Source organism: Jeongeupia chitinilytica, assembly GCF_014652315.1.
GTDB classification, from domain to species: Bacteria; Pseudomonadota; Gammaproteobacteria; order Burkholderiales; family Chitinibacteraceae; genus Jeongeupia; species Jeongeupia chitinilytica.
On record NZ_BMYO01000007.1, the window covers coordinates 197,782 to 215,272 of the forward strand.

Genomic DNA, 17,491 nt, shown 5'->3' on the forward strand with positions numbered 1-17,491 from the left:
TGTGCCGAGGATGCGGCAAGCCGGGCAAACCGGTGGTGCGTCACTCTTCTTTAGAATGGTCGGCAACGCAGGGAGGTGCCGGGATGAAGTCGATAGTCCACGTATGGATGGTGATGCTGATGATGCTGTGTACCGGAATGGCAGGCGCCGCGGACAAGGTGCAGAAAATCCGCACGCCTTATCTCGAAGGCTGGGAGCAGGTTCCGCTCGAAGTCATGGAGCGGCAGGCCGCGGCTTTCCCGGGCACCTACTGGCTGGAAGGGCCGGGCCTGCGCAAGCAGATCGCACTGACGTTCGACGACGGTCCGAGCGCCAATACGCCGGAACTGCTGAAAGTGCTGAAAAAGCACGGTGTGCATGCGACCTTCTTCTGGCTGGGGGCGCAAGTCGAAAAGAATCCGGACATTGCGCGCGACGTGGCCGCTCAGGGGCATACGATCGCCAACCATTCCTACAGCCACCCGTATTCGAGCAAGCTGATTCCGGCGGTGTTCTGGCGCGATCAGGTCGACAGGACGCAGCAGATCATGCAGCAGACGCTCGGCTTTGCGCCGACGCTGTTCCGGCCGCCTTACGGCGACATCAGCGATGCCGAAGTGCGCTGGCTGCAGGAGCGCAACATGAAGGTGATCAGCTGGTCGATCGATACCCGCGACTGGTGGGTCGCATGGAAGAAGGGCGACCCGGTCGAGATCGAGAAAATGGTCACCGATTATCTGCACCCGGAAGCCATCGTGCTGATGCACGACGGCGGTGGCGTCCGCGACCGGACGATTGCCGTGGTCGACGCGATGATCCCCAAGCTCAAGGCGCAGGGCTACGCGCTGGTCACGGTCGATGCCTTGCTCGGTGTGCCGGGCAAGCAGGTGCTGGCCCCGGCAGCGGTCTCCGCCAAGTAGCAATGAAAAAGCCGGTCGATGACCGGCTTTTTCATTGGCGGATCGTTCAGACCCGTTCGGCGACGTAGCGTTTCAGCGCATCGACGTCGGCTTCGAGCGTGTCGAAGCGTTGCGGCAGGTCTTCCAGTCCCACGAGATGGGCCGGGCGTTGCGGCTGACTGCCGAGCGCTTCGACCATCGTCGCCTCGAACTTGGCCGGTAGCGCGGTTTCGAGGATTACCATCGGCACGTTCGCATCGCGGTGCGCCTTGGCCGCCTTGTAACCGTCGGCAGTGTGCGGATCGATCTGTATGCCGTACTTCTGTGCAACTTCACGGATGCTGGCCAGCCGGTCGGCGTGCGTGCTCTTTTCCGAGCGGAAGCCGTAGGCGTCGTGCATGCGCTTGAAGTCGCCCTCGGACAGCGCGAAACCGTCGGCTTTTTCGACCTGTTGCCACAGCGAGGCGAGTTCGTCGCCGTCGCGGCCGATCAGGTCGAACACGAAGCGCTCGAGGTTCGACGCCTTGGTGATGTCCATCGACGGGCTCGACGTTTCGTAAGTGCGGTCGAGGCCGCGCGGCTGATAGCGGCCGGTCTTGAAGAACTCGTCGAGCACGTCGTTCTCGTTGGTCGCGACGACCAGATGACGGATCGGCAGGCCGAGCTGGCGCGCGATGTGGCCGGCGCAGACGTTGCCGAAGTTGCCCGACGGCACGCAGAAGTCGACCGGATCGCCGACCTTCTTGGCAACGGCGAAGTAGCCCTTGAAGTAGTAGACGACCTGGGCGATCACGCGACCCCAGTTGATCGAATTCACGGCGCCGATCTTGTGCTCGGCCTTGAATGCCGCATCGTTGTTCACCGCCTTGACCATGTCCTGGCAGGCGTCGAAGAAGCCCTTGACCGCGACGTTGTGGATGTTCGCGTCCTGCAGGCTGAACATCTGCGCGCGCTGGAACGGGCTCATCTTGCCGTACGGCGACAGCATGACGACGTTGACGCCGGCTTTGCCGCGCATCGCGTACTCGGCGGCCGAACCGGTATCACCGGACGTCGCGCCGACGATGTTGATCGTTTCGCCCTTATGCGCCAGCACGTACTCGAACAGGTTGCCCAGGAGCTGCATGGCCATGTCCTTGAACGCCAGCGTCGGGCCGTTCGACAGTTCCTGCAGGTAGAGGTTGTCTTCAAGCCGGGTCACCGGGGTGATCTCGGCCGCACGGGCCGGATCCCGCCCGTTGCAGTAGACCTCGGCGGTATAGGTCCTGGCGATCAGTGCCTTCAGGTCGGCGGCGGGGATGTCGTCGACGAAATGATCGATGATCTGGAAGGCGAGATCGGCGTACGACAGCGTCGACAGGCGCTCAAGCGCGTCGAGGCCGAAGCGCGGGTAGGCTTCGGCAATGGCAAGGCCGCCATCGGGCGCCAGGCCGCCGAGCAGGATGTCCGAGAACGATTGCGGGGCCATGCCGCCGCGGGTCGAGATGTATTTCATGATCTCATTCAGCAAAAAGGCGTGGTCGAAGCCACGCCGAGTTGGATGGATTAACCGTTCAGATGCTCGAGTCGCAGCTTGACGATCTTGCCGTTGATGGTGTCGAGCGCTTCGATCTTCGCCAGTGCGGCGTCGACGTTCTTCTCGATCGCCAGATGGGTAATGATCACCACATCGTCGTGGCCGTCGTCGCTGGTCGCATCGTTCGGACGCTGCAGCATCGCGTCGACCGAGATCTGCTGGTCGGCAAGAATGCGGGTGACGTCGGCGAGCACGCCGGTCTGGTCGCGCGCGTTCAGGCGCAGGTAGTAGCAGCTCTCGACTTCGCCGATCGGCAGGATCGGCAGGTCGGCCAGTTGCGACGGCTGGAACGCCAGATGCGGTACGCGGTGTTCCGGGTCTGCGGTGTGCAGGCGGGTGATGTCGACGAGGTCGGCGATGACCGACGAGGCGGTCGGTTCGGCACCGGCGCCCGGGCCGTAGTACATGGTGGCGCCGACAGCGTCACCCTTGACCAGCACGGCGTTCATCACGCCGTCGACGTTGGCGATCAGGCGCTTGGCCGGGATCAGCGTCGGGGCGACGCGCAGTTCGATGCCGGTGTCGCGGCGGCGGGTGACGCCGAGCAGCTTGATCCGGTAGCCGAGCTCCTGCGCGTACTTGATGTCGGCGGCCTGCAGTTTGCTGATGCCTTCGAGGTAGGCCTTGTCGAACTGGACCGGGATGCCGAAGGCGATCGCGCTCATGATGGTGAGCTTGTGCGCGGCGTCGTGGCCTTCGATGTCGAAGGTCGGGTCGGCTTCGGCATAACCGAGGCGCTGCGCTTCGGCCAGCACGTCGGCAAACGCGGCACCCTTGTCGCGCATCTCGGTGAGGATGAAGTTGCTGGTGCCGTTGATGATGCCGGCAACCCATTCGATGCGGTTGGCGGTCAGGCCTTCACGCAGTGCCTTGATGACCGGAATGCCACCGGCGACGGCGGCTTCGAAGGCGACGATCACGCCTTTTTCCTGTGCGCGGGCGAAGATTTCGTTGCCGTATTCGGCGATCAGTTTCTTGTTGGCGGTGACGACGTGCTTGCCGTGTTCGATCGCGGTCAGCACTAGGTCCTTGGCGACGGTCGTGCCGCCGATCAGCTCGACGACGATGTCGATGTCCGGATGACGGGCAATCGCCAGCGCGTCGTCGATGATTTCGACGTCGCTGCCACAGACTTCGCGCGCGCGCGCGAGGTCGCGGCTGGCGGCCATTTTCACGGTAATCGGCCGGCCGGCACGGCGGGCGATTTCTTCGGCATTGCGTTTCAGCACGGTGGCAGTGCCGCCACCGACGGTGCCGACGCCGCACAAGCCTACATAGATCGGTTTCATCACGGTCAACCCTCGGGCCTGTCAGGCCATTTTCAAATTTTTCTTGAAGCTGTAGGAAGCGATGCTCATCCCTTCCCGGAAATAAAAGCGGTGTGCGCCGGCGCGCTGCACGCCCGAGTCGAGCGCGAGCACGTCGCAGTCGTGCGCATGGGCCCGCTCGGTGAGCCAGGCGAGGAGTACGCGGCCGACGCCTTGTGAGCGTGCGGCCGCGTCGGTGACCAGATCGTCTACGTAAAGACGCCGGCCTTCATAGGTATTCTCGATCAGGCGCCAGAGCGCGAGGCCGAGAACGCGCTCACCGTCGACTACGACGGCCAGACGGGCACCGGCGGCGCAAACCGCCGCGATCCGGCCGGCATAATCATCCGGCAGCATCGGGCGCAACTGGCGGTGCACCGGTTCGGTTGCGGGCAGCCACTCGGGTGCGATCAGCGCACCCCGGTCATCGGTGAGCGGCAAGACCCGCATTATGCGGTACCGTGGCGTTTTCGGTAAGACGCCAGGAAGCGGTCGAGCCGGCCCAGCGCATCGGTCAGATCGTCGGTATTGGGCAGGAAGACGACGCGGAAGTGGTCGGGCTGGTGCCAGTTGAAGCCGGTACCCTGCACCAGCAGCACTTTTTCCTGCACCAGAAAGTCGAGGATGAACTGCTGGTCGTCGGCAATCGGATACACGTTCAGGTCGAGCTTGGGGAACATGTACAGCGCGGCCTTGGGCTTGACGCAACTGACGCCGGGCATGGCGTTGAGCAGTTCGTGCGCGAGATCGCGCTGTTTGGCGAGCCGACCGCCCGGAGCAACGAGGTCGTCGATGCTCTGGTAACCGCCCAGCGCGGTCTGGATCGCGTACTGGCCGGGTACGTTGGCACAGAGCCGCATGGTCGAGAGGATGTTCAGCCCCTCGATGTAGTCGCGGGCGATCTTCTTGTTGCCCGATACGATCATCCAGCCGGCGCGATAACCGCAGGCGCGGTAGTTCTTCGACAGGCCGTTGAAGGTGACGAACAGGATATCGTCGGCGAGCGACGCGATCGAAGTGTGCCTGGCGCCGTCGTACAGCACCTTATCGTAGATTTCGTCGGCGTAAATGATCAGCCCGTGCTCGCGGGCGATCTGCACCAGTTCGAGCAGGACCTCGTCCGGGTACAGTGCGCCGGTCGGGTTGTTCGGGTTGATGATGACGAGGGCCTTGGTCTTGTCGCTGATCTTGGCGCGGATGTCGTCCAGCGCCGGCAGCCAGCCGTTGGCCTCGTCACAGAGGTAATGGCGCGGACGGCCGCCGGCAAGGCTGACCGCGGCGGTCCACAGCGGGTAGTCCGGCATCGGCACCAGCACTTCGTCGCCGTTGTTCAGCAGGCCCTGCATCGCCATCACGATCAGCTCGGATGCGCCGTTGCCGATGTAGATGTCGTCGACGGTGACGCCGGCGATGTTCTTCTCCTGCGTGTAATGCATGATCGCCTTGCGCGACTGGAACAGGCCCTTGCTGTCGACGTAGCCCGAGGCGTTCGGCAGGTTGCGGATCACGTCCTGTACCACTTCTTCCGGCGCATCGAAACCGAACGGCTGCAGGTTGCCGATGTTCAGCTTGATGATGCGCTGGCCTTCCTCTTCCATCTGCCGCGCTCGCTCCGGAATCGGGCCGCGGATTTCGTAGCAGACGTTGAGCAGTTTGTTCGACTTGAGGATGGCTTCCATGGCGATCTGGCCGGTATGGGGGTAGAGGAACTGACCATTCTATCGAAAGAATCATGCTGCGGTGCATACAGCAGGGGGCGACGATGCGGATGACAGTTCGGCTAGAATGGCGGCTGTACGCATCCGGACTTCGCCCCATGAAACTGCACCACACCGTGACCGAGCATCTGAACCAGTTCGCCAGTTATGGCGAGGGCTTCGTCAAGGTCAACGATGTCCGTTACGAAGGCAGCCTGATCGTCACGCCCGAGGAAATCCGCGAGTGGCGGCCGGCCGATTTCGAGGCCCTGACGCCGGACGATTTTGCCGTGCTGCTCGAACTCAGGCCCGAACTGGTGCTGTTCGGCACCGGCAGCACCCTGCGCTTTCCGCACCCGCGCCTGACTGCCGCACTTGCTGCCGCCCGTGTCGGTTTCGATGCGATGGACACCGGCGCAATGTGCCGGACCTTCAACATCCTCACTGCCGAATCGCGACGCGTGGTGGCGGTGGTGCTTGGCGCCTGAGTCGCCCGTACCCCCGTTTCCCGACCGGGCCGGCTTGATGCCGGCCCGATTCGTTTCTGCCGTTTGCCGGTTGTACTTGTGGTGTAGAACATTCGTTCTATATCATCAAGGCATGGACACGCAGAATTCCAGTCTGGACGACGTGCTCAGGCATCCGGCGATCTGGCGCGGCGAGCAGGGCGCTGTGGCGCAGCCCTGCCTGCCGAGTGGCCATGCTGCACTCGACGCGGTACTGCCCGGCGGCGGCTGGCCGCGCGCCAGCGTCAGCGAACTCGTCGTCCGGCGACCGGGCAGTGGAGAACTGGCGCTGCTGTGGCCGGTGCTGCGGCGCTGCAACCAGCCGGTGGTGCTGATCCAGCCGCCGCTGCTGCCGTATGCGCCGGCATGGCAGGCCGCGGGCGTGGCGCTGACGCGGCTGATCTGGGTGAGGCCGGCCAGCCGGGCCGACGCGCTGTGGGCCATGGAGCAGGCGTTGCGAGAACCGGGCTGCGGCGCGGTGCTCGGCTGGATGGACGGGGTCGACGACCGGGCTGCCCGGCGGCTGTTGCTGGCCAGCCGCGAAGGAGGGGGCTGCGGCTTCCTGCTGTGCGCCCGTGCGGCGGGAGCGTCGCCATTGCCGTTGCGGCTCGCACTCGAGGCGACACCGGCCGGGCCGGCGGTGCGGGTACTCAAGCGTCGCGGTTCACCGCTGGCCGAGGCCATCATGTTGACGGAGACAAACCATGCTCTGGCTGGCGCTGTACCTGCCGACCTTGCCGCTGGACGTCTGTCCGGCCACCGAAACGCCGCCTAGGCCCAGGCTGGTGGTCGAGTCGGCGGGCCGGCTCGAGCGCGTGGTTGTTGCCGATGCGCTGGCGCAATCGCTGGGCATCCGTGCCGGGATCAGGCTCTCCGCTGCGCTGGCGCTGGCCAACGAGCTGTCGGTGCACCGGCGCCGGCCGCAGGCCGAAGCCGAGGCGCTGCAGGCGCTGGCCTGCTGGGCGCAGCAGTTCACGCCGACCGTGGTCGTGGTCGGGCCGGCCATGCTGCTGCTCGAAATCGGTGGTTGCCTGCGCTATTTCGGCGGACTGGCAGCGCTGCGCGAGCGGGTCGAGGCCGGGCTGGCATCGCTCGGTTATGCCGCGCAGAGTGCCTGCGCGCCGACACCGCTGGCCGCGTGCTGGCGGGCCGGGCAGGGCGAGGCGGCGGCCATCGTCGAGCCCGCCGGGCTCCGCGCCGGCATCGCCGCCCTGCCGCTGGCGGTGCTGCCGCTGGAAGCGCGCCAGCAAGACGGGCTGGCGCAGCTCGGCGTGACGACGCTGGCCGAACTGATGGCGCTGCCCGGCGCCGGGGTGGCGCGACGCTTCGGCCCTGATGTCGGCCTGTGGCTGGACCGGGCGCTCGGCATCGTTGCCGACCCGCGCGTGGCCTTCGTGCCGCCGGCGCGCTTTGTCCGCTGCATCGACCTCGACTATCCGTTCGAACACGTCGACGTTTTCCTCCGGCTGGCCGAGCGCTTGCTGACCGAGCTGGCCGGCTTTCTCGGCGGGCGCGGCCTCGGCGTGCAGTCGCTGTGTTTCCGCTTCGTGTACGACGATCTGCCGGCCACCGAGCTCGACGTCGGTTTCGGCCGGCCGCTGCGCCGGCTCGGCGACATGCTCGCGGTGCTGCGCGAGCGTGCCGAGCGGATCACGCTCGCCGCGCCGGTGTTCGCGGTCGAAGTACGTGCCGACCGGCTGCAACCGCTCGATGGGCAGGCCTTGCCGCTGCTCGACCGGCAACTGGGGCACGGCGATCTGCCGCTGCTGCTGGCGCGCTTGCGGGCGCGGCTGGGGGACGAGGCGGTCTGCAGCATCGCCACCGTGGCCGATCACCGGCCCGAGCGGGCGTGGCGGATCGTCGCCGATGCTGAAGCCGGCACGCTGCTTCCCGGCGGAGGGCCGCCCTCCGGTGGTCAGGCCATCGACGATCGCTCCATCGGTGCACGACCGGGCTGGCTGCTGCCCGAGCCGCTGGCGCTGGCCGTGCGTGATCAGCGGCCCTGGCACGACGAACCGCTGCGTGCCATCGGCCGGCCCGAACGGATCGAGTCGGGCTGGTGGGATGACGGCAGCACGGTGCGCGACTACTGGCAGGCCGTGGGTCCGTCGGGGCGGCGGTACTGGATTTTCCAGGACCGGCACGAGCTCGGCTGGTGGTTGCACGGGATCTTCTGAGATGCACGATCTGGCCCTGAGCCGCGCATCGCAGGACGCGACGACGCTGCCCGATTATGCCGAGCTGCACTGCCTGTCGAACTTTTCGTTCCAGCGTGGTGCCTCGCATGCCGAGGAACTGGTCGAGCGGGCGCGCGATCTGGGCTACACGGCGCTGGCGATCACCGACGAATGCTCGCTCGCCGGCATCGTCCGTGCTCACCGCGCTGCCAAGGCACTCGGACTGAAGCTGGTTGTCGGCGCCGAATTCGTGCTCGACGATGGCCTGAAACTGCTGCTGCTGGCCCCCGACAAGCCTGCCTACGGCGATCTGGCGGAACTGATTTCCCGCGGCCGGCGCAATGCCGCCAAGGGCGAATACCGGCTGGGCCGGACGGATGTCGCCGATTTCGCCGGCCGCCTGCTGGCGTTGTGGCTGCCCCCGGCGGCGCCCGACCCGGCCGACGGGCTGTGGCTGGCCGGACATTTTGCCGGCCGCAGCTGGATTGCCGCCGAGCTGCTGGCGGGCCCCGACGATGCAGGCCGGCTGGCGCAATTGCGCTGGCTGGCGACGGAGACCGGATTGCGGTGTGCCGCCGCCGGCGACGTGCACATGCATTCGCGTACGCGCAAACCCTTGCAGGACGTGCTGACGGCCATTCGTCTCGGCAAGCCGGTGGCGCAGTGCGGCATGGCGCTGCAACCGAATGCCGAACGCCATCTGCGTCACCGCGCCCGGCTGGCCCAGGTGTACCCGGCGGCGTGGCTGGCCGAGTCGGTGGCGATCGCCGCGCGCTGTCGCTTTTCGCTCGACGAACTGCGCTACGAATACCCGGACGAACTGGTGCCGGCCGGCCTGACGCCGGCAGCGCACCTGCGCGCGCTGACCGAGACCGGGCTGGCGCGGCGTTACCCGGCCGGCGCACCGGCCAAGGTCGTGACGCAGGTCGATGCCGAGCTGACCCTGATCGCCCGGATGCAGTACGAGGCCTACTTCCTCACCGTCGAGGACATCGTCGCGTTTGCCCGCAGCCGCGGCATCCTGTGCCAGGGGCGCGGTTCGGCGGCCAACTCGGCGGTGTGTTACGTACTGGGGATCACCGAGGTCGACCCGGAAAACGGCAACCTGCTGTTCGAGCGTTTCGTTTCGACCGAACGCGACGAGCCGCCGGACATCGATGTCGATTTCGAGCACGACCGGCGCGAGGAAGTGATCCAGTACCTGTACCGCAAGTACGGCCGCGACCGTGCCGCACTGGCGGCGACGGTGATCACCTACCGCACCAAGTCGTCGCTGCGTGATGTCGGCCGGGCGCTTGGCCTGTCCGAAGACCAGCTCGACCGCCTGACGCGTTCGCTGGCGTGGTGGGACGACCGGAAGGCGCTGGCGCAGCGGATGATCGAGGTCGGTCTTGATCCGGACAGCCTGCCGGTCCAGCAGCTGCTGCGACTGACCGGCACGCTGCGCGGTTTTCCGCGCCACCTGTCGCAGCATGTCGGCGGTTTCGTCATCTCGCGCGGGCCGCTTTCGAGGCTGGTGCCGATCGAGAACGCGGCGATGGCGGACCGGACCGTGATCGAGTGGGACAAGGACGACCTGGACACCGTCGGACTGCTCAAGGTCGACGTGCTGGCATTGGGGATGCTGTCGGCGTTGCGGCGCACGCTGCAGCTGGTCTCCGGCCTGCGGCGGACGCCGATGAGCCTGCAGCGGATTCCGCACGAGGACCCGGCGGTTTACGGGATGCTCAGCCGTGCGGACAGCATCGGCGTGTTCCAGGTCGAAAGCCGGGCGCAGATGAGCATGCTGCCGCGGCTGCGACCCAATACCTTCTACGATCTGGTGATCGAGGTCGCCATTGTCCGGCCCGGGCCGATCCAGGGCGGCATGGTCCACCCGTACCTGCAGCGCAAGCAGGGGCGGGAAAAAGTGACGTACGAGAGTCCGGCGATCGAAGCCGTACTCAAGCGCACGCTCGGCGTGCCGATTTTCCAGGAGCAGGTGATGCAGATCGCCGTTGTCGCCGCCGGCTATTCACCGGGCGATGCCGACCAGTTGCGCCGGTCGATGGCGGCATGGCGGCGTACCGGCAAGCTCGAACAGCATCGCGAGAAGCTGGTCGGCGGCATGCTCGAACGCGGTTATTCGGCCGACTTTGCCGAGCGCATCTTCAGGCAGATCGAAGGCTTCGCCGAGTACGGCTTTCCCGAGTCGCACGCGGCGAGCTTTGCCATCCTCGTCTACGCGTCGGCATGGCTCAAACATTACGAACCGGCGGCGTTCTGCTGCGGCCTGCTCAACTCGCTGCCGATGGGCTTCTACTCGGCGTCGCAACTGATTCAGGATGCGCGCCGGCACGATGTCGAGGTCCGGCCGGTCGATGTCCAGCTGAGCGACTGGGACTGCACGCTCGAATATTCGGGCGAGTCGGTGGCGGGGCGGCAACCGGCGGTGCGGCTCGGTTTGCGGCAGGTAAAGGGATTGGGCGAGGAGACGGGCCGACGCATCGTTGCCGCGCGGCCGGCGGGTGGCTATGCATCGGTCGATCAGCTGCTGAGGCTGAGCAGTGCCGACCCGCGCACGCTGGCGGCGCTGACCGAATCCGACGCGCTGGCCGCGCTTGCCGGCCACCGGCGCGAGGCATGGTGGCAGGTCAGCGGGGCCGGGGTGCAGCAGGATCTGGCGCTGGTCGAGCCCGATGCCGTACCGGGGCTGCCACCGCTGTCACTGGGCAAGGACATCGTCGCCGACTACCGTGCGACCGGGCTGAGCCTGCGCGCGCATCCGGTCGGCCTGCTGCGCGCGCGGCTGAAAAAAGAAAGATTGCTGACCGCGGCCGAGCTGGCGGCGGCACCGAACGGCATGTCCGCACGCGCCTGCGGTCTGGTCGTCGGCCGCCAGCGGCCCGCGACGGCGACCGGCGTGGTGTTCGTCACGCTCGAGGACGAGACCGGCAACGTCAACGTCATCGTCTGGAGCGATCTGGCCGAGCGGCAGCGGCGCGAGCTGCTCGGTTCGCAGCTTCTGGCGGTTTACGGCGTGGTGCAGCGAGAGGGTGACGTCGTGCACCTGCTGGCGAAACGGCTGGCCGACAGGAGCGACTGGCTGGGCGAGTTGCAGGTCGGCAGCCGCGACTTCCACTGAGGCTCAGGCGCGCCGGCGCTGACGCACACGCACTACCAGACTGGCGAGCAGTGCCGCCAGCGGTCCGACCAGCAGCAAATCCCAGAGCGGGATGAACAGCAGGCCGATGGCGGCGGTCGACGAGCGCGACAGGTAGAACACGCTGTAGAGCATGCTGGCGTCCGCGAGCAGGCAGGCCAGCGCATAGGCAACGCCGGGCAAGGGGCTGCCCAGTGTGAACGTGTGCCGCCTGTCGCCGGCAGGGCGCGACCGCATCAGCCAGGCCGCGACCGCGTACGGTGCACACAGCCACAGGTAAAGCCCCGCGGCGAAAGGCGTGAGCCCGTCGGCAAAGCGCAGCAGCATGCCAAGGTGCAGCAGCGGGCCGAGCAGTGCCAGCAGGCGCAGTCGGCGGCGTTGGCGAAGGTCGTCCATGCGATGGGCTCCGGAAAGGGCGACGGTGGCCGAGGGGCTTAAAGGTGCGAGGTGCACTCGCCACGGCCGGCGTTGCGGATCTCGCCGATCTGGCGGTTGCCGGTGATCGGCACGTCGGCACAACGGCCTGCGGCATCGTTCCACCAGAGCTGGCGGCCGTCGAGTGCGTTCGAGTACACCAGCTGGTAGCCGCGCTGCTGCATTTCGCGTTGCGCATACGATAGCCCCTGATGGTCCAGATCGGCGAGTTCGACGGCTGCGCCGCCATGATCCCGGCGGCGGGCCTGAGGCCGGTCCTGGCTGGCTTGCGTCCGCCGCTGGTACATCCGGCATTCGCTTGCCGACGCGTTCTCGACGTCGCTGATCCGGGCACGGGCGCCGATCTTGAGCCGGGCGCAGGTGTTGCTGTCCTGGTTCCACCACACCTGATCGCCGTCGTTCAGCGACACCAGCCGGTAGCCGCGCTCCTGCAGCGTGCGCTGGGCGAAGTCCAGTCCCTGGTCATTGATGTCGGCCAGTTCGATCGCCGCGTTGCCGGCGCGGGCCGGCAAGGCAACGAGGGCAGGGGCCGCCAGCAGTACGGCGGTGACGAGGGATGCGATACGCATGAGGTTCTCCTTGAATCCGGGTCGTTCGTGCCCGGTGGGCTTAGCCGCAAATCAGTGCGTGCGGAATCCGGTGCCGTTCGGTACCGTCGATTTCCACCTGCCAGTCGCAGCCTTGTCGTTGCCAGCGCAGATCGGCGTGATCGTTGCTGCTAAAGCGGTTGTTGCGGAACTGCAGCACGCGGAATGCGCCGGGCTGGCCGTTGCGTGGCAGCCAGATCTCCGTGATCGCGCGGCGTGGGTGGCGCAGTTTCATCGCCGGCTCCCGGCTGCGCCGCTCAGCGGCACCGGGCCGCGTCGACCTGGGTCAACTCGGTGTAGCGGCCGTTGGCAGTCGCGACCCGAACACATTGCTGTGCCTGAGCGTTCCACCACAGCGTGTAGCTTTTGCCGCTGTGCTTGTAGCCGTCGACATTGCTGAAGCCGCGCTGGGTCAGTGCCGTTTCGCCACCGGCGGCGCGCGCATCGACCAGATCCGAGACGTCGACCGTTGCGGTCTGGGCTGGCTTGGCGGCCGGTGAGTCGTTGATCGCGAGCTGGAGCGTGTACGCGCTGGTCTTGCCCGACGACGCGGCAGCACCCATCTGGTAGACGCGCACGGTGTAGTTGCCGTCGTGCGGCAGCGGGATGCTGGCGTGACTGCCGTTGATCGAACCGTTGTACAAGGCGGTATCGGTGCCGGTCGGCAGCACGTTGAAGTAGACGCTGCCCGGCTTGAGGTCGACGACCAGCGTCTGGCCGGCGCGCGCGCCGAGTACGTAGTCGCGTACCTCCCTGCCGGCAAGCTTGTGCTGGAACCGGGTCGACGAGGCGCCGCGGGCGAAACGGACGGTCTGGGTGGTATCGGCAGCATGTCCAACCGCCGGAAGGGATACTGCAATGCTCAGCACGAGTAGCGAAGCGCGAAACATAAGGGTTCTCCTTGGTACCGGATGCGCGGCACCGTGAGGGGTGGGTCAGCGGGGAAGCCAGGGGGTGTTGCTGATCAGGGCAACGCGGAACTCGCCGAAATTGCAGCCGAGCACGCACTTCATCGACACGAGCGAGAGGACGGCACCAAGCAGGGTGCCGAACGCGGCCAGTGCCAGTCGGGGAATGTCCGCCGACGCCCCCGCGTTGCCGGCCAGGATGGCGACGATCACGCCGGCCGTGATGCCGAATACCGCGCCGGCGAGCAGGGTGAGCACGAGTACGCGCCAGGCATAGGCCCACCAGACCCGAATCGCCCTGCGCCAGGTCATTTCCAGTTCCATGATTTCTCCTTCGGCCGCTGGGCCTGTGCTGTGGTGCGCCGCTCAGGCGCAGTGATTGGCATCGACGACGTTGACCCGGTCGTACCTGCCGTCGCGGGTGACGACCTGCACGCATTCGTTGGCGCGCGGGTTCCACCATGTCGTGTAGGCGTTGTGCCAGCCCTTGCTGCCGTCGATATTGCGGAAGCCGCGGCTGGTCAGGTCCGACTCGGCGTACGACGCGCGCACGCCGACGAGGTCGGAAACGTCGACATAAGCATCGCGGCCGTGGCGATGGTGGCGACCGGCGTGCTGGCGGTTGTATTCGTCGATGCCGGCGTTGTAGCCCGAGGTATAGGCATCCCCGCCGTTGCTGCTGGTCCGGTTGTTCAAACCGTCCTGATAGCCCAAGTCGTAGTCGTTCTGGTTTGCCTGATCGTTGTTGCCGTCATGGTGGTGCTTGTTGTGGTTGTACAGTGCAACGCCGCCGATCAAGGCCGCCGCGCCGGCCGCCAGCGCCAGTGCGGTGCCCTTGCCGATGCCGCCACTGCTCGCGTATTGCTGGCACTCGTGCGCAATTGTCGGTTGCACCGCGACATAGCGGTCGTTCTTCACCGACGTGACCAGACAGTCCTGGCGATCGCCGTTCCACCAGCTGACCCAGTTGCGGTCGCTGCCATTCTCGGTATGCACCTGCCGGTAGCCGTTGTTCTGCAGGATCTGCTCGGCGGTATCGGAGCGGGTGCCGATCAGCGTATCGGTATTGAACGCCGGCGAGGCCACGGCGAGCAGCGGGTTCAATGCCAATGCCGAAGTCAGCAACGCGGCAAGCGGCAATCGGTAGCGATTCATGATCGGACTCCTTGGTCGGGATGGGTGAATGGTTGAATGGACAGTTGAATCCGTATCGCGCCGGTTAATGGACGGCGCGCGTATTGACGCCGGCAATGGCGGATTCCGAAGGTCATTGGCCGATTGCGGTGCGCCAATTCACCGGCGATGCAATCGGCCATTGCGCCATGCCGCGAATCGCCCGGCCGTTTGCCATTGCGCTTGTTCAAAGCGCACCGGATGCCGTCATGACCGATGCGCCAGCCACCGGGCTGTGCATACCCGGCGACACGACGAGGTCCTGGACCGGCGTCAAGATCGGCATGCGAGTGTCGGGTAGGATGAATGCGCAACATGCGGCCTCCTGCAACGTGCCCCGATGAGGGCGGGTCGTCGATGCAGCCCACTCTGGCGGCGGATGCCAGGCGGGTAAACACATAAAAAATTATTAAAACTAATCAAAATCGCCGTTCCGGCCGCGCTGCATGCCAGGAACAAGGCCGGTGATGATGTTTGCGTCCGTTTGGGCTGCCGGCACGCATTCCGTCCGGCACAGCGTGAATCTGCACACCAAGGAAAAGGGCTTGACCACCACCTGTTTGCGCTTCGGCTCGTTCGTGTTCCAGCCCGGGCTTCGCTACCTGATCCGGCAGCAGGGCAGCGGCGAACCGGTGCGCGTTCGCCTGGCCGGCGCCGAAGCCGCGATCCTGGCCCGGCTGCTCGAATGTCCCGACGTGGTCTGCAGCAAGGACGAACTGGTCGGTATCGGCTGGGGCGGACGTCCGGTCAGTGCCAATTCCCTGCCGGTCGCCATTGGCAATTTGCGCCGGCATTTGCACGTGGCGCCGTACGAGGTGGAAATCCGCACTCTGCCGCGCCAGGGTTATTTGCTGACCCTGACCGTCCCGCTGCAATGCGATCTGCCGGATAGGGCGGAGATTGCCCGGCCATCCGGACCGGCCGTGGAAAATATCCCGACGGCGGATTTGCCGGCGGCAATGACCGAACCCATGCCGTTACCGGCCGGCACCGACAGCAAATGGCAGCGTCGCCTGGTGCTGGCCAATATCGTGATCGGATCGGGGGCCTTGCTGCTGGTCCTGATCAGCGCCCATGAATGGATTGCGGTCCGTTGCAGTCAGGATGGCCGGGGCATGATTTGCGCGGTCGCCGATCCGCGTCTCGCCGATGCGGCCGTGCCGGAGCAGCGGCAGGGCAGGCTGGTGCTGGTTTCGGGGCATGCCGTGCAAGTCCTCGAGCCCGAAGCGGGGGCGCCGCGATGAAACGGAGCCGTTTGCTGCTTTGGCTGTTGCCGCTGGCGGCGTTGCTGACGGTTGCCTTCGTCATCGTCAATAGTCTGGGCTGCAATTACGAACTCAGGATCAACCACCGCAACCTGAGCTATTACGGTGTCTGCCGGTTTGGTGACGTCACCTTCCTCGAGTCGGACCAGCAGACCGGTTCGCAATGGTCGGTGTCGGCGTACCAGATTTCGGTCGCCAACCAGCTGATCTTCCTGATCCGCGAGCGCCGGCAATTGCGCGACGGCGTCGGCAACGTGCAGCTGCTCGACGACTACAACCACACCCAGCGTCAGTACCTGCTGGTCAACTATGCGTGGATGCCGGTCGACGATGGCCGGATCGCGCTGTTCCAGGTCTCGCCGCACCACGATGTCTGGGTGGGCAAGCGCGACGGGCCGATCGACCTGATGGATGCGCTGTTCCCGCGCCGGCCACCGGACTGGCAGCCGGAGCGCACGCCGGCTCAGTAGATCGCGCGGGTCCGCGGCACCAGTGCCCGGGCCAGATCGGCCGCGAGGGTATCGAGGTCGGTCAAGGCCAGATTGCCGATGCTGATGCGGATGGCCGGCGGGCTGGCCAGCCGGAACGGCTGACCTGCCTGTACCGCCCAGCCGAGCGACGCGAGGTGCTGGACGATGGTGGTTTCATTGTCGACCGGCACCCACAGGTGCAGACCCTCGCCGTGTTCGATGACGCCGACGCCGTGGCGCAGCAGGCTGGCCTGCAGGGTGGCACGGCGGGTCGCATAGGCGTCGCGTACCGTGGCCAGTGCGTTGTCGTCGAGCATGCCCTGCCACGCCCGGGCGACGATGCGCTGCAGCAGCGGGCTGACCCAGCGGGGCGCGAAGGTATGCCGCCGCAGCATGGTTTTCAGTACCGGACCGTTGCCGGCGGCGACTGCCAGCCGCAGTTCCGGGCCGAGAAATTTGCTCACCGACAGCACGTAGACCCACTCGCACGAGAAGATCTGCAGCGGCGGCGGGGCGACGGCGCTCAGCGCACCCCAATGGTCGTCGATGATCAGCAGGCTGTCGGCCGAGCGCGCCAGCGCGAACTGCCAGGCCTGCCAGCGTTCGCGCGAGTAACTGACCCCGGTGGGATTGTGTGCCCGCGCGGTCAGGATCACCGCGCACGATTCCTGCAACAGCGCCGCACTCGGGACCTGTGCGCCGTGCGCATCGACCGGCAGCGGCACCGGCTTGAGCCGCATGCTGATCAGCAGTGCCAGCAACGGCGGCCAACATGGGTCCTCCACCAGCACCTTCATGCCCGGACGGCAGCGCTGCAGCAGTGCGCGCTCGATGGCGTCGAGCACGCTGGAGAACACCGCGACCGGGCCGTTGCAGCCGGCGGGTTCGAACATCCAGCGCTGCGCCAGCGTGATCAGCGCCGGATCGTCCTCGCCGGCGTCGTAGCTGGCGAGCGAGACCGGTGTCGCCAGCCAGTCCGGATTCAGCCGGGGCAGCAAGCGGCCGTCGACGTTGCCGGAGGCGAGGTCGCGCAGTCCGGCAGGCACCGCCATTTCGATGGCCGAATGCTCGACGTCGCCGGCCACGTGGGTTCCCCGGCGGCCATCGGTCACGATCGTGCCGGCATCGCGCAGCATCTTGTACGCCGACGCCACCGTATTCGGATTGACGCCAAGCTGGCCTGCCAGCACCCGGACCGACGGCAGCTGATGGCCTGCCTTCCATTGCTCGAAGCGGATCATCCGGTCGATCGACGCGACGATTTCAAGCGCGGTGCTTCCTTCCAGCATGTATGTACTCATTCAAAATGTATTACGAACCAAAACAAAGATTGATCCGGCCATGTTCAAGCAGCGTGTTGCACTTGATCC

19 protein-coding genes are annotated in these 17,491 nt (G+C 66.2%); 8 read left to right on the forward strand and 11 right to left on the reverse strand.

Annotation, left to right across the window (positions count from 1 at the left end):
- Positions 1-83 precede the first annotated feature (83 nt).
- Positions 84-899 carry a polysaccharide deacetylase family protein gene (locus IE097_RS13945; protein ID WP_189461464.1) on the forward strand — a complete coding sequence of 272 codons (816 nt, stop codon included), beginning with the start codon at positions 84-86 and terminating at the stop codon, positions 897-899.
- 46 nt (positions 900-945) lie between these two features.
- Here the strand turns inward: IE097_RS13945 and thrC are convergent, their stop codons facing one another.
- Genes thrC through IE097_RS13965 form a run of 4 tightly spaced genes read right to left on the reverse strand, consistent with a single transcriptional unit; the run spans position 946 to position 5,440 of the window.
- The gene (thrC, locus tag IE097_RS13950; RefSeq protein ID WP_189461465.1) at positions 946-2,373 is read right to left on the reverse strand and encodes a threonine synthase; all 1,428 of its coding nucleotides are present in this window, start codon (positions 2,371-2,373) and stop codon (positions 946-948) included.
- Positions 2,374-2,423: 50 nt separating this feature from the next.
- On the reverse strand, positions 2,424-3,743 hold the full coding sequence (locus IE097_RS13955) for a homoserine dehydrogenase (protein WP_189461557.1): 1,320 nt from the start codon (positions 3,741-3,743) through the stop codon (positions 2,424-2,426).
- Positions 3,744-3,764: 21 nt separating this feature from the next.
- Positions 3,765-4,211: a GNAT family N-acetyltransferase gene (locus IE097_RS13960; RefSeq protein ID WP_189461466.1), complete on the reverse strand. Its 447-nt coding sequence runs from the start codon at positions 4,209-4,211 to the stop codon at positions 3,765-3,767.
- Positions 4,211-5,440, reverse strand: coding sequence for a pyridoxal phosphate-dependent aminotransferase (locus tag IE097_RS13965; RefSeq protein ID WP_189461467.1), 1,230 nt, complete (start codon positions 5,438-5,440; stop codon positions 4,211-4,213). Before IE097_RS13965 ends, IE097_RS13960 begins: the two co-directional genes overlap by 1 nt.
- 137 nt (positions 5,441-5,577) lie before the next feature.
- Here IE097_RS13965 and IE097_RS13970 point away from each other — a divergent pair, with 137 nt between their 5' ends.
- From IE097_RS13970 to IE097_RS13985, 4 genes are all read left to right on the forward strand, one after another.
- On the forward strand, positions 5,578-5,946 hold the full coding sequence (locus tag IE097_RS13970) for an Mth938-like domain-containing protein (RefSeq protein ID WP_189461468.1): 369 nt from the start codon (positions 5,578-5,580) through the stop codon (positions 5,944-5,946).
- A 112-nt stretch (positions 5,947-6,058) separates the two neighbouring features.
- A complete protein-coding gene (gene imuA / locus IE097_RS13975) occupies positions 6,059-6,739 on the forward strand; it encodes a translesion DNA synthesis-associated protein ImuA (RefSeq protein WP_189461469.1) in 681 nt (226 codons plus the stop codon).
- Positions 6,669-8,141 (forward strand): Y-family DNA polymerase, encoded by a 1,473-nt coding sequence (locus tag IE097_RS13980; protein WP_189461470.1) that lies wholly within the window; start codon positions 6,669-6,671, stop codon positions 8,139-8,141. Before imuA ends, IE097_RS13980 begins: the two co-directional genes overlap by 71 nt.
- Position 8,142: 1 nt before the next feature.
- Positions 8,143-11,265 carry an error-prone DNA polymerase gene (locus IE097_RS13985; RefSeq protein ID WP_189461471.1) on the forward strand — a complete coding sequence of 1,041 codons (3,123 nt, stop codon included), beginning with the start codon at positions 8,143-8,145 and terminating at the stop codon, positions 11,263-11,265.
- A gap of 3 nt (positions 11,266-11,268) precedes the next feature.
- Here the strand turns inward: IE097_RS13985 and IE097_RS13990 are convergent, their stop codons facing one another.
- The 6 genes from IE097_RS13990 to IE097_RS14015 are packed head-to-tail and all read right to left on the reverse strand — an operon-like array spanning position 11,269 to position 14,368.
- Entirely contained in the window at positions 11,269-11,679 is a 411-nt protein-coding gene (locus IE097_RS13990; RefSeq protein WP_189461472.1) for a hypothetical protein, read from the reverse strand.
- A gap of 38 nt (positions 11,680-11,717) precedes the next feature.
- Positions 11,718-12,287: a hypothetical protein gene (locus IE097_RS13995; RefSeq protein WP_189461473.1), complete on the reverse strand. Its 570-nt coding sequence runs from the start codon at positions 12,285-12,287 to the stop codon at positions 11,718-11,720.
- A gap of 40 nt (positions 12,288-12,327) precedes the next feature.
- Entirely contained in the window at positions 12,328-12,540 is a 213-nt protein-coding gene (locus tag IE097_RS14000) for a hypothetical protein (RefSeq protein ID WP_189461474.1), read from the reverse strand.
- A 22-nt stretch (positions 12,541-12,562) separates the two neighbouring features.
- Complete coding sequence (locus IE097_RS14005) at positions 12,563-13,195, reverse strand: hypothetical protein (protein ID WP_189461475.1); 633 nt, start codon at positions 13,193-13,195, stop codon at positions 12,563-12,565.
- Positions 13,196-13,240: 45 nt separating this feature from the next.
- Positions 13,241-13,537, reverse strand: coding sequence for a hypothetical protein (locus IE097_RS14010; RefSeq protein ID WP_189461476.1), 297 nt, complete (start codon positions 13,535-13,537; stop codon positions 13,241-13,243).
- A gap of 42 nt (positions 13,538-13,579) precedes the next feature.
- Positions 13,580-14,368: a hypothetical protein gene (locus IE097_RS14015; RefSeq protein WP_189461477.1), complete on the reverse strand. Its 789-nt coding sequence runs from the start codon at positions 14,366-14,368 to the stop codon at positions 13,580-13,582.
- Positions 14,369-14,463: 95 nt separating this feature from the next.
- On the opposite strand from IE097_RS14015, the gene IE097_RS14020 reads away from it, so the two are divergent.
- The 3 genes from IE097_RS14020 to IE097_RS14030 all read left to right on the forward strand — a co-directional run bounded on the left by IE097_RS14020 (position 14,464) and on the right by IE097_RS14030 (position 16,121).
- Positions 14,464-14,730, forward strand: coding sequence for a hypothetical protein (locus IE097_RS14020; RefSeq protein ID WP_189461478.1), 267 nt, complete (start codon positions 14,464-14,466; stop codon positions 14,728-14,730).
- A gap of 123 nt (positions 14,731-14,853) precedes the next feature.
- The gene (locus IE097_RS14025; RefSeq protein WP_189461479.1) at positions 14,854-15,630 is read left to right on the forward strand and encodes a winged helix-turn-helix domain-containing protein; all 777 of its coding nucleotides are present in this window, start codon (positions 14,854-14,856) and stop codon (positions 15,628-15,630) included.
- Positions 15,627-16,121 (forward strand): hypothetical protein, encoded by a 495-nt coding sequence (locus tag IE097_RS14030; protein ID WP_189461480.1) that lies wholly within the window; start codon positions 15,627-15,629, stop codon positions 16,119-16,121. Before IE097_RS14025 ends, IE097_RS14030 begins: the two co-directional genes overlap by 4 nt.
- On the opposite strand, the gene IE097_RS14035 is transcribed toward IE097_RS14030, so the two are convergent.
- Positions 16,115-17,410: an aminotransferase class I/II-fold pyridoxal phosphate-dependent enzyme gene (locus tag IE097_RS14035; protein WP_229797596.1), complete on the reverse strand. Its 1,296-nt coding sequence runs from the start codon at positions 17,408-17,410 to the stop codon at positions 16,115-16,117. The genes IE097_RS14030 and IE097_RS14035 overlap by 7 nt on opposite strands.
- Positions 17,411-17,491: the final 81 nt, after the last annotated feature.

Bases quoted from the DNA above. Each gene is read 5' to 3' on its own strand.
- IE097_RS13945 (WP_189461464.1), top strand. From the start codon at position 84: ATGAAGTCGATAGTCCACGTATGGATGGTGATGCTGATGATGCTGTGT.
- thrC (WP_189461465.1), bottom strand. From the start codon at position 2,373: ATGAAATACATCTCGACCCGCGGCGGCATGGCCCCGCAATCGTTCTCG.
- IE097_RS13955 (WP_189461557.1), bottom strand. From the start codon at position 3,743: ATGAAACCGATCTATGTAGGCTTGTGCGGCGTCGGCACCGTCGGTGGC.
- IE097_RS13960 (WP_189461466.1), bottom strand. From the start codon at position 4,211: ATGCGGGTCTTGCCGCTCACCGATGACCGGGGTGCGCTGATCGCACCC.
- IE097_RS13965 (WP_189461467.1), bottom strand. From the start codon at position 5,440: ATGGAAGCCATCCTCAAGTCGAACAAACTGCTCAACGTCTGCTACGAA.
- IE097_RS13970 (WP_189461468.1), top strand. From the start codon at position 5,578: ATGAAACTGCACCACACCGTGACCGAGCATCTGAACCAGTTCGCCAGT.
- imuA (WP_189461469.1), top strand. From the start codon at position 6,059: ATGGACACGCAGAATTCCAGTCTGGACGACGTGCTCAGGCATCCGGCG.
- IE097_RS13980 (WP_189461470.1), top strand. From the start codon at position 6,669: ATGCTCTGGCTGGCGCTGTACCTGCCGACCTTGCCGCTGGACGTCTGT.
- IE097_RS13985 (WP_189461471.1), top strand. From the start codon at position 8,143: ATGCACGATCTGGCCCTGAGCCGCGCATCGCAGGACGCGACGACGCTG.
- IE097_RS13990 (WP_189461472.1), bottom strand. From the start codon at position 11,679: ATGGACGACCTTCGCCAACGCCGCCGACTGCGCCTGCTGGCACTGCTC.
- IE097_RS13995 (WP_189461473.1), bottom strand. From the start codon at position 12,287: ATGCGTATCGCATCCCTCGTCACCGCCGTACTGCTGGCGGCCCCTGCC.
- IE097_RS14000 (WP_189461474.1), bottom strand. From the start codon at position 12,540: ATGAAACTGCGCCACCCACGCCGCGCGATCACGGAGATCTGGCTGCCA.
- IE097_RS14005 (WP_189461475.1), bottom strand. From the start codon at position 13,195: ATGTTTCGCGCTTCGCTACTCGTGCTGAGCATTGCAGTATCCCTTCCG.
- IE097_RS14010 (WP_189461476.1), bottom strand. From the start codon at position 13,537: ATGGAACTGGAAATGACCTGGCGCAGGGCGATTCGGGTCTGGTGGGCC.
- IE097_RS14015 (WP_189461477.1), bottom strand. From the start codon at position 14,368: ATGAATCGCTACCGATTGCCGCTTGCCGCGTTGCTGACTTCGGCATTG.
- IE097_RS14020 (WP_189461478.1), top strand. From the start codon at position 14,464: ATGGCGGATTCCGAAGGTCATTGGCCGATTGCGGTGCGCCAATTCACC.
- IE097_RS14025 (WP_189461479.1), top strand. From the start codon at position 14,854: ATGATGTTTGCGTCCGTTTGGGCTGCCGGCACGCATTCCGTCCGGCAC.
- IE097_RS14030 (WP_189461480.1), top strand. From the start codon at position 15,627: ATGAAACGGAGCCGTTTGCTGCTTTGGCTGTTGCCGCTGGCGGCGTTG.
- IE097_RS14035 (WP_229797596.1), bottom strand. From the start codon at position 17,410: ATGCTGGAAGGAAGCACCGCGCTTGAAATCGTCGCGTCGATCGACCGG.